Genomic DNA, 502 nt, shown 5'->3' on the forward strand with positions numbered 1-502 from the left:
GGCCGTGGACCACTTCCGCTATTTCGCCGGCTGCATCCGCGCCCAGGAAGGCGGCGCCGCCGAGATCAACGAAAGCACCGTGGCCTACCACATCCACGAGCCGCTGGGCGTAGTCGGGCAGATCATCCCGTGGAACTTCCCGCTGCTGATGGCCGCCTGGAAGCTGGCCCCGGCCCTGGCCGCCGGCAACTGCGTGGTGCTCAAGCCTGCCGAGCAGACCCCGCTGGGCATCACCGTGCTGCTCGAGCTGATCGGCGACCTGCTGCCCAAGGGCGTGCTCAACGTGGTGCAAGGCTTCGGTCGCGAGGCCGGCGAAGCCCTGGCCACCAGCAAGCGCATCGCCAAGATCGCCTTCACCGGCTCCACCCCGGTGGGCTCGCACATCATGAAGTGCGCGGCCGAGAACATCATCCCGTCCACCGTGGAGCTGGGCGGCAAGTCGCCGAACGTGTACTTCGAGGACATCATGAAGGCCGAGCCGGCCTTCATCGACAAGGCCGCC

Annotated in this window: 1 protein-coding gene; it reads left to right on the forward strand. The window is 67.7% G+C overall.

What is annotated here, in order from left to right; all coding sequences use genetic code 11:
• Positions 1-502: aldehyde dehydrogenase family protein (locus ACNFG0_RS22845; RefSeq protein ID WP_416766532.1), on the forward strand; the 502-nt coding region annotated here is incomplete at both ends.

It is taken from the genome of Pseudomonas sp. NY15372 (assembly GCF_048068215.1).
GTDB lineage: Bacteria > Pseudomonadota > Gammaproteobacteria > Pseudomonadales > Pseudomonadaceae > Aquipseudomonas > Aquipseudomonas guariconensis_A.